The 8,181-nt window shown below is 73.2% G+C and carries 8 protein-coding genes; 6 read left to right on the forward strand and 2 right to left on the reverse strand.

Annotated elements, in window-relative coordinates:
* Positions 1 to 103: 103 nt before the first annotated feature.
* The 3 genes from AB0J68_RS21520 to AB0J68_RS21530 all read left to right on the forward strand — a co-directional run bounded on the left by AB0J68_RS21520 (position 104) and on the right by AB0J68_RS21530 (position 3,223).
* A complete protein-coding gene (locus AB0J68_RS21520) occupies positions 104 to 1,678 on the forward strand; it encodes an FMN-binding glutamate synthase family protein (protein ID WP_363940170.1) in 1,575 nt (524 codons plus the stop codon).
* Between the two features lie 355 nt (positions 1,679 to 2,033).
* Positions 2,034 to 2,645: an N-acetyltransferase gene (locus tag AB0J68_RS21525; protein WP_363940172.1), complete on the forward strand. Its 612-nt coding sequence runs from the start codon at positions 2,034 to 2,036 to the stop codon at positions 2,643 to 2,645.
* Positions 2,642 to 3,223, forward strand: coding sequence for a GNAT family N-acetyltransferase (locus tag AB0J68_RS21530; RefSeq protein WP_363940173.1), 582 nt, complete (start codon positions 2,642 to 2,644; stop codon positions 3,221 to 3,223). Before AB0J68_RS21525 ends, AB0J68_RS21530 begins: the two co-directional genes overlap by 4 nt.
* Here AB0J68_RS21530 and AB0J68_RS21535 read toward each other — a convergent pair.
* Positions 3,118 to 4,092, reverse strand: a complete 975-nt coding sequence (locus AB0J68_RS21535) for a YafY family protein (protein WP_363940175.1) — start codon at positions 4,090 to 4,092, stop codon at positions 3,118 to 3,120. The two genes, AB0J68_RS21530 and AB0J68_RS21535, sit on opposite strands and share 106 nt — an antisense overlap.
* Positions 4,093 to 4,186: 94 nt before the next feature.
* Here AB0J68_RS21535 and AB0J68_RS21540 point away from each other — a divergent pair, with 94 nt between their 5' ends.
* Positions 4,187 to 4,624 carry a VOC family protein gene (locus AB0J68_RS21540; protein WP_363940183.1) on the forward strand — a complete coding sequence of 146 codons (438 nt, stop codon included), beginning with the start codon at positions 4,187 to 4,189 and terminating at the stop codon, positions 4,622 to 4,624.
* A gap of 57 nt (positions 4,625 to 4,681) precedes the next feature.
* Positions 4,682 to 5,869, forward strand: a complete 1,188-nt coding sequence (dinB, locus tag AB0J68_RS21545) for a DNA polymerase IV (RefSeq protein WP_363940177.1) — start codon at positions 4,682 to 4,684, stop codon at positions 5,867 to 5,869.
* A gap of 31 nt (positions 5,870 to 5,900) precedes the next feature.
* Here dinB and AB0J68_RS21550 read toward each other — a convergent pair whose 3' ends face one another.
* Complete coding sequence (locus tag AB0J68_RS21550) at positions 5,901 to 7,556, reverse strand: hypothetical protein (protein ID WP_363940179.1); 1,656 nt, start codon at positions 7,554 to 7,556, stop codon at positions 5,901 to 5,903.
* 274 nt (positions 7,557 to 7,830) lie between these two features.
* Between AB0J68_RS21550 and AB0J68_RS21555 the strand changes: the two genes are divergently transcribed.
* Complete coding sequence (locus AB0J68_RS21555; protein ID WP_363940181.1) at positions 7,831 to 8,169, forward strand: hypothetical protein; 339 nt, start codon at positions 7,831 to 7,833, stop codon at positions 8,167 to 8,169.
* Positions 8,170 to 8,181: the final 12 nt, after the last annotated feature.

The raw sequence follows: 8,181 nt of genomic DNA on the forward strand, positions 1-8,181 counted from the left end.
CCGCGGGCGGACGCTGGTCACCAGTACGCACCCGGGGCCTGAGCAGCGCAATGTCGCCGGCGCGTCGGTTTGGCCGACGGCGCGGGCGGAAAGGTTGCCGAGCATGACATGGGCCCGTCGAGCCGTACCCGCCGTCGCCGCCGCCGTCGCGGCACTCGCCGCGCGGGATCTGATCCAGCGCGACCACGCGCTGCTGCGCAACTTCCCGGTGCTCGGCCGCGCCCGCTACCTGCTGGAGGCCATCGGGCCGGAGCTTCGGCAGTACATCGTGGCCGGCAACGACGAGGAACGCCCGTTCACCCGCGACCAGCGTCGCTGGGTGTACGCGTCGGCGAAGCAGGAGAACAACTACTTCGGCTTCGGCACGGACAACGACATCGAGCACACGCCCGGCTACCCGATCATCAAGCACCGCACGTTCGGCCGGGCCGTGCCGCCGTCGTCCCCGACGGCCGGACACGACGTACGGCTGCCGTGCGCGAAGGTGCTGGGCGCGGCGCGGGATCGGGCACGCGCGTTCCGACCGGAGTCGGTGGTCAACATCTCCGGGATGAGCTTCGGCTCGCTCTCCGGCAACGCCATCACCGCCCTGAACAAGGGGGCCGCGCTCGCCGGGTGCCTGCAGAACACCGGCGAGGGTGGCCTGTCGCCGTACCACCGCAACGGTGGTGAGCTGGTCTTCCAGCTCGGCACGGCGTACTTCGGCTGCCGCGACGAGCACGGCCGGTTCAGTCTCGACCGGCTGAAGGACCTGGTCGCCGGCGCCCCCGTCCGGGCCTTGGAGATCAAGCTGAGCCAGGGCGCCAAACCGAGCCTCGGCGGGCTGCTGCCCGGGGCGAAGGTGTCCGCCGAGATCGCCGCCACCCGGGGCATCCCGGCCGGGCAGGACTGTGTGAGCCCGTCGCGGCACGCCGAGTTCTCCGACTGTGACAGCCTGCTCGACTGGGTGGAGCTGCTGGCCGCCGAGACGGGCCTGCCGGTCGGCATCAAGTCGGCGGTCGGCGACCTCAGCTTCTGGCAGGAGCTGGCCAGCCTGATGCGGGACACGGGCCGGGGCGTCGACTTCATCACGGTCGACGGCGGCGAGGGCGGCACCGGCGCCGCGCCGCTGATCTTCACCGACTCGGTGTCGCTCCCGTTTCAGCAGGGCTTCTCCCGGGTCTACAAGGTCTTCGCCGAACACGACCTGCACGAGCAGGTGGTGTTCGTCGGCAGCGGCAAGCTCGGCCTGCCGGACAACGCCATCGTGGCGTTCGCGCTCGGCTGCGACATGGTCAACGTGGGTCGGGAGGCGATGCTGTCGATCGGCTGCATCCAGGCGCAGAAGTGCCACACCGACACCTGCCCCACCGGGGTGGCGACGCAGAACGCCTGGCTGGCCCGGGGCCTCGACCCGACGCTCAAGTCCGTCCGGGCGGCCAACTACCTGCGGACGCTGCGCCGGGACCTGACCAAGGTCGCCGAGGCGTGCGGCGTCGAACACCCCGGCCTGATCGGCACGGACGCCGTGGAGATCCTGGACGGCCGCACCGGCTCCACCCCACTGCACGAGGTGTACGGCTACCGACCGCACTGGGGCCTGCCCTCGCCGGCCGACCAGAAGGAGATCATCCGGCTGATGGCCCCGGAGTCGCCCCGGGGTGGCAGCGCCCCTCCGTCGGCGACCGCCGTCGGCTGAGGGCGGCGGAATCAGACGCGGCCCACCGCTCGGGGCGGCCATGACTCCGACGAGCGGTATACCTATGGGTCATATTTATGACTCACAGGTATATGGCTCTGCCGCATCATGCCCACCGGTCGCGCTGCCGGACCGCGCGGGTCGCGCGCGGCGCCTCCGGAGCGCGGCGGAGCGGGGTCGCGCAGGTCACGCGCGACGCCTCCGGAGCGCGGCGGAACGGGGTCGATGTCGCTTCGCCCGGCACGAAGGTCGCGTTGGGCAGCATCCGGATCGACGGGCCGGGGCATTCGTCATCGGCGATCGCCGACCGGTAAACGCGTGGAGCTGCTGCCGGCGACACCCGTATCGTGGCGCGGTGCTGATCAGACGCGAGACCCCCGCCGACGTCGACGCCATCCGCGCGGTGCACGCCGCCGCCTTCGCCAAGACCACGGACGACGCCGCGCCGGTCGAGGCGACGCCGGTCGACACACCGCAAGTCGAGGCGACGCCAGTCGACGCACCGCAAGTGGACACACCGCAAGTCGAGGCGACGCCGGTCGAGGCGACGCTTGTCGACGCGCTGCGGGCCGACGAGGGCTGGCTGCCCGCGTACTCCCTGGTGGCGACCGATTCGGACGGCCAGGTGGTGGGGCACGTGGTGGCCACCCGCGGCCGGGTGGGCGGTGAGCCGGTGGCGTTGGGCCTGGGGCCGCTCGGCGTGCTTCCCGCGTGGCAGCGTCGCGGTGTCGGCACGGCGTTGATGCACGCGGTGCTCGGCGCGGCCGACGCCCGCGACGAACCCCTCGTGGTGTTGCTCGGGCATCCCGGGTACTACCCGCGCTTCGGGTTTCGGCCCGCCGTCGAGTTGGGCGTCACCCCGCCGCAGCCGTGGGGTCCGCGGTACTTCATGGCCCGGCCGCTGAACGCGTGGCGCGAGTCGATCCGGGGCGAGTTCCGCTACGCCCGCCCCTTCGACGACCTGTGAACCCACCGCGCGTCCGCCGCCGGCGTGCCGCCGACCTCGACGGCTGCATCGCGGCGCTCGCCGACGTCCACCGGGTGGACCGCTATCCGCTGAACTGGCCGGCCGACCCGCACCGCTGGCTGCGCGAGCCGCACCCGGCGCGCGCCTGGGTCGCCGTCGACCCCGCTGGAACGATCGTCGGACACGTCGCGGTGCACCGCCTGCCCGACCCGGCGGACGAGCCGCGCGCCGATCCGACGGCCGAGGTGGCTCGGCTCTTCGTGGCGCCGGCCGCCCGCGGGCTGGCGCTGGGCAGCACTCTGCTGGCCCGGGCACGGCACTGGGCGGACGCGCGCGGGGTGCGTCTGGTGCTCGAGGTGGTCGCCGACGGCGCCGCGGCCGTCGCCCTGTACGAGCGCACCGGATGGCGGTACGCGGGCAGCAGCACGGCATCGTGGACCGCCCCGGACGGCAGCCCGGTGTCGCTGCGGCGTTACACCGTGCGCTCCGACGCCGACCCGGCCATCGCCGCGAGCCGGCGGGCGAGCAGGGCGGCGGCCTCGCGCAGCTCGGCGGGCTCCACCACCTCCACCTCGTAGCGCAGGCGGGCGATGTGCGCGGCGAGCCCGTCCAGGCTGTCGCCGCCGACGACGAGCACGCACCAGCCGTCGCGACCGGCCTCGACGCGCCCCACCTGTGGTGGGACCGCCTCGCGCACGCGCTCGGGCGGGGCATGCACCCGCACCCGGGCGAGATACCGGTAGGGCGCGTCGGTCACCGACCGCTGCACGAAGGCGATCGGATCCGGATGGTCACGCGCCGGGAAGCGCCAGGTCGTCGCCACCGTGGCCCGCATCCGGTCCAGGCGGAACGTACGCCAGTCGTCGCGATCGACGTCCCAGGCCATCAGATACCAGCGACGGCCGGTGGTGACCATCCGGACCGGCTCGACCGTCCGCTCCCGCTCACCGCTGTCGCGGCCGGCGTAGTGGAACCGCACCCGCACCGCGTCACGACAGGCACGGGCGAGTGTCACCAGCAGCTCCGCGTCGATCTCGGCCACCGGGCCGATGAGCGTCTCCGTCCAGCCGTGCACCGCTCGCACCTCGGCGCGCAGCCGCGCCGGCATCACCTGGTCGAGTTTCGTGAGTGCCCGCAGGGCCGCCTCGGCTGCCCCGGCGACCGTGCCTCCCGACGCCAGTCGCAGGGAAACCGCCGTAGCGATCGCCTCCTCGTCGTCGAGAAGCAGCGGCGGCAGCCGGGTGCCCGCGCCGAGCCGGTAGCCGCCGCCAACGCCAACCGACGCCTGCACGGGATATCCGAGTGCGCGCAGCCGTTGCACGTCACGGCGCACACAGCGGTCGGTGACACCCAGCTCGGCGGCGAGTTCGGTGGCCGTCCACGACGACCGCCGCTGCAACAGGGCCAGCATCCGCAGCACCCGCTCCGTCGTCGCCTCCACCGTCACCCGCCGATCGTTGCACGAATAGCGGAACGATCCTGTCCGCCAGGCACGAGAGGGTGGCGGCATGACCAGCCAGACCAGGAAAGAGGGAGCTGTCATGGCCCGCGAGGTGCAGATAACGTTCGACGCCGCCGACCCGGCCAGCCTGGCGGCGTTCTGGGCCGAGGCCCTCGACTACGAGTTGCAGGGGCCGCCCGGGGACTTCGACTCGTGGGACGCCGCACTGGACGCGATGGGTGTGCCGCCGGAGCGCCGCAACGACGCGTCCGCGGTGGTCGACCCCAAGGGTGCGGGGCCGCGCCTGTTCTTCCAGCGCGTGCCGGAGGGCAAGCAGGCCAAGAATCGCGTGCACCTCGACGTGCGGGCCGCCCCCGGGCTCACGGGTGACGACCGGATGGCGGCCCTGGAGGCGGAGGCCGAACGGCTCGTCGCCCGCGGCGCCACCCGCCTCGCACGGCACGAGCCCGCTCCCCCGCTCGGCGCCGGTCACCTCGTGCTCGCCGACCCCGAGGGCAACGAGTTCTGCCTCGACTGATCGGGCGTTCGCCCAGCTCACTGCCGCGATGGTCGGGCGTCGTGCGAACATGTGTACGTGTCGACCGGCGCCCACATCCTGCACGCCGACCTGGACGCCTTCTACGCGTCCGTCGAGCAGCGCGACGACCCGCGCCTGCGGGGGCGGCCGGTGATCGTCGGCGGTGGTGTGGTGCTCGCCGCCAGCTACGAGGCGAAGGCGCGGGGCGTCCGCAGCGCGATGGGTGGCCAACAGGCGCGCAGGCTGTGCCCGGACGCCATCGTGGTGCCGCCCCGGATGGCGGCGTACACGCAGGCCAGCCGGGCCGTGTTCGAGATCTTCCGGCAGACCACGCCGCTGGTCGAGGGGCTCTCCATCGACGAGGCGTTCCTCGACGTGGGCGGCCTGCGGCGGCTGGTCGGCGCACCGGCCGACATCGCCGAGCGGCTGCGCCGGGAGGTCCGCGACCGGGTCCGCCTGCCGATCACGGTGGGCGTGGCCCGGACGAAGTTCCTGGCCAAGGTGGCCAGCGGGGTGGCGAAACCGGACGGGCTGCTGGTCGTCGCCCCCGACGCCGAGGTGGAGTTCCTGCACCCGCTGCCGGTGGAGCGGCTGTGGGGCGTCGGCCCGGTCACCGCGGCCAAGCTGCGGGAGCGCCGGATCCGTACCGTCGGGGAGGTGGCCCGGCTCGGCGAGGCCGCGCTGGTGTCCCTGCTCGGGGCGGGCGCCGGCCGGCACCTGCACGCCCTGGCCCACATGCGCGACCCCCGGTCGGTGCAGGTCGGCCGCCGCCGGGGCTCGATGGGCGCGCAGCACGCGTTGGGACGTACCCCGCATGCCCCGGCGGAGCTGGACGCCATCCTGGCCGGCCTGGTCGACCGGGTCACCCGACGGATGCGGGCGGCCGGGCGGTCCGGGCGCACGGTGGTGCTGCGGCTGCGCTTCGGCGACTACACCCGGGCCACCCGCTCGCACACCGTCGGCAAGGCGACCGCGGACACCGTGCCGCTGCTCGCCGCCGCGCGGGCGTTGCTGCAAGCCGCGCTACCGGAGATCGACAGGCGGGGCGTCACCCTGGTCGGCGTCTCAGTGGGCAACCTCGACGACAACCCGGTGCAGCCGGAACTGCCGTTCCAGGCCGACCCCGGGGCCGACCTGGACGCCGCGGTGGACGCGGTCCGCGACCGGTTCGGCTCCTCGGCGCTCACCCGGGCGGTGCTGCTGGGCCGGGACCCGGGCGTCGAGATGCCGCTGTTGCCGGACTGACGGCACGACGCACTGCCCCGCCCGGATGTCGTCAGGACCGCGAGGTCGCGGTGTTGCTCAGATGACGACCGACATATCCGATGTAGATGGCGCCGCTACCGGCCGAGTCGTCATGAAAGTGCAGCCGGGGAGAGACGGTTGCCAATGTGCCGAGCCGCACGTGCGCCCCCATGAAGACCCGACCCCGCGGGTCGACGCCCGGCGGCACCGGCAGCGTCCGCTGCTGAGCGAAGCGCCGGTTGTTCCGTACGGTCTGCGACTCGTCGCGGGCCACCTTGCCGGCGGAGATGACCCGGCCGCCCTCGGCCGGGGTCTCGCACCAGAACTTGAAGTCCCCACCGGACCAGCCGTCGCGTCTGGCCCGCGCGTAGTCGGCCATCGCGAGCATCGCCTGCCAGGCGAGTTGAGACCAGTTCGAGTGGGCGGCATGCTCGTCCAGGTCGAGGGCGAGACCGCGGTCGCCGGTGAACACCACGTCGGGCGCGAGCACGTCGAGCCGGTCGAACAGCTCGGCGAACGAACTCGGCAACGGATCCGGAAGTTCGGGCGGGGCGTACGCCTCCGCGTGCCGGTTGAGTTCCCCCAGCCGCTGTCGAAGGGCCCGGATCGTCGCGTCGCGCCCCTCCAGCTCGTTGCGGGTGAACTCCAGTTCGGCGGTGAGATCCAGCAGCTCGTCCTGTTGCCGGCTGATGGTGGCCCGCGCCTGCCGGTCGGCATCGTCGGCCGTCTCCAGCAGGCTGGTGAGGATCTTCACCTCGTCCGCGAGGGCGACGCGCTGGTCGTCGGCGGTCGGCCGGCGGGTTGCGCTGCGGAAGAAGTCCCGAAGTGACAGGTTCAGGCCCTTGAGGGCGGCCGGTGGGAGGGAGTTGGCGGCCAGTTGCCGGGGCAGGGCCGAAAGCGCTCGGGCCGCGCGATGCGACTCTGTCTCGATACGGCGTCGGCTGAGCACGCGGTGGCGCAGCCCGTCCTCGACGAGCGCCGGATCGACGTCCGGGAGGTAGGTCCGGATACTGCCCGGCCCGATCCCGTGCGTCGCGCCGATACCGTCGTTGAAGGCCTGCGCGGCCGTCGGATCGAGGATGTACAGGCTCGCCAGGCCGGGGAGGTCGGCCATCAGCCGTGTCACGAGCTGGCGCCACCGCTCGAACGGCTCACCGCCGGGCGCCACCGCCACCACGACCGGCAACCGCCGTCCCTCGACGCAGACCAGGTCCAGCAGCTCGTCGACGGCCGGGGCGGGGACCGCGACCGGCGCGCTGCGCAGCGGCGCCTCGCCGTCGAACGCGTCGACGGCGTCCAGCAGCAGCCGAACCAACCCGGGCGTCCGCGGTGTCGGGACCGGGACGCCGGGCGGTGCGGTGGGCTCGATGTTGACCGACACCCAGGTCCGGTACGGCGAACGGCCACCTACCACGGCCACCGTGCTGACCCAGGCCACCCCGTCCTTGCGCGTTTCCCGCAGCTGCCATCCGTAGGCCGTGTTCGTGGCGGCGTGCAGCAGCACCACACCCGGTGCCAGGGTCGACGCGCCCGCGTCGAAGCGCTCCACGTCGTAGCGCTTCTGTCGTAGCCACGCCCGTAGTTGCTCGCGGACCCGGACGACCGATCCGGCGAGGTCCAGGGAGAGCTCGAATGCGGTCCGGTAGGGAACGACCGAGCCTGAACCCTCCTCGGCGGCAGAAGGCATGGACTGAAGGGTCGTCAACAGGACACTCCTCGGCGGGAGGCACGTGGGACGCCACCGTACCGACCCGTGTCAAGGGACGCGAGCAGATGTCAGAGAACCCCTGTTCCCCCGACTGTCGGTACCTGCGCCTCCGCATCTCGGGCGGGGCTGGCTCGCCCGCCGGTCGCATCGGCGCTGCCACGCAGATCACAGCAGGTGGGGGGTTTTGCCGGCGGTGCGAGTGGAGACGTTTCGGGGAATCAGCCTGACAGGGGGGACCACCATGTCCGACGACATGAGCAACCGTGCGAGCCGGCGTGCCGAGCGTCCGCGCGACGTGACCGATCCGCTGCTCTGGCAGCTCGCGCTCGACGTGCTGGCCGCACACGAGTCGGACGGAGAGGGCGCGTGCCGCAACCTGCTCTGCGCCGGCCAACCCTGGCCATGTGCGGCGCGCAGCACCGCTGAACAGTCGCTCCGGCTGGCCCGTCGGGCGGACGACACACCGCCCACAGCCGCCCCGCAGCGACCCGACGCCGCCACGTCGACCGGCCGGTCCCCGGAGCGGGCTTCGGCTCCGCGGCAGACCCGTACCACCGGGTCGCTGTCGACGGCGACCGCCTCGGCCGCCTGACGCCCACCCGCC

The organism is Micromonospora sp. NPDC049580 (assembly GCF_040675595.1).
Lineage (GTDB): Bacteria > Actinomycetota > Actinomycetes > Mycobacteriales > Micromonosporaceae > Micromonospora.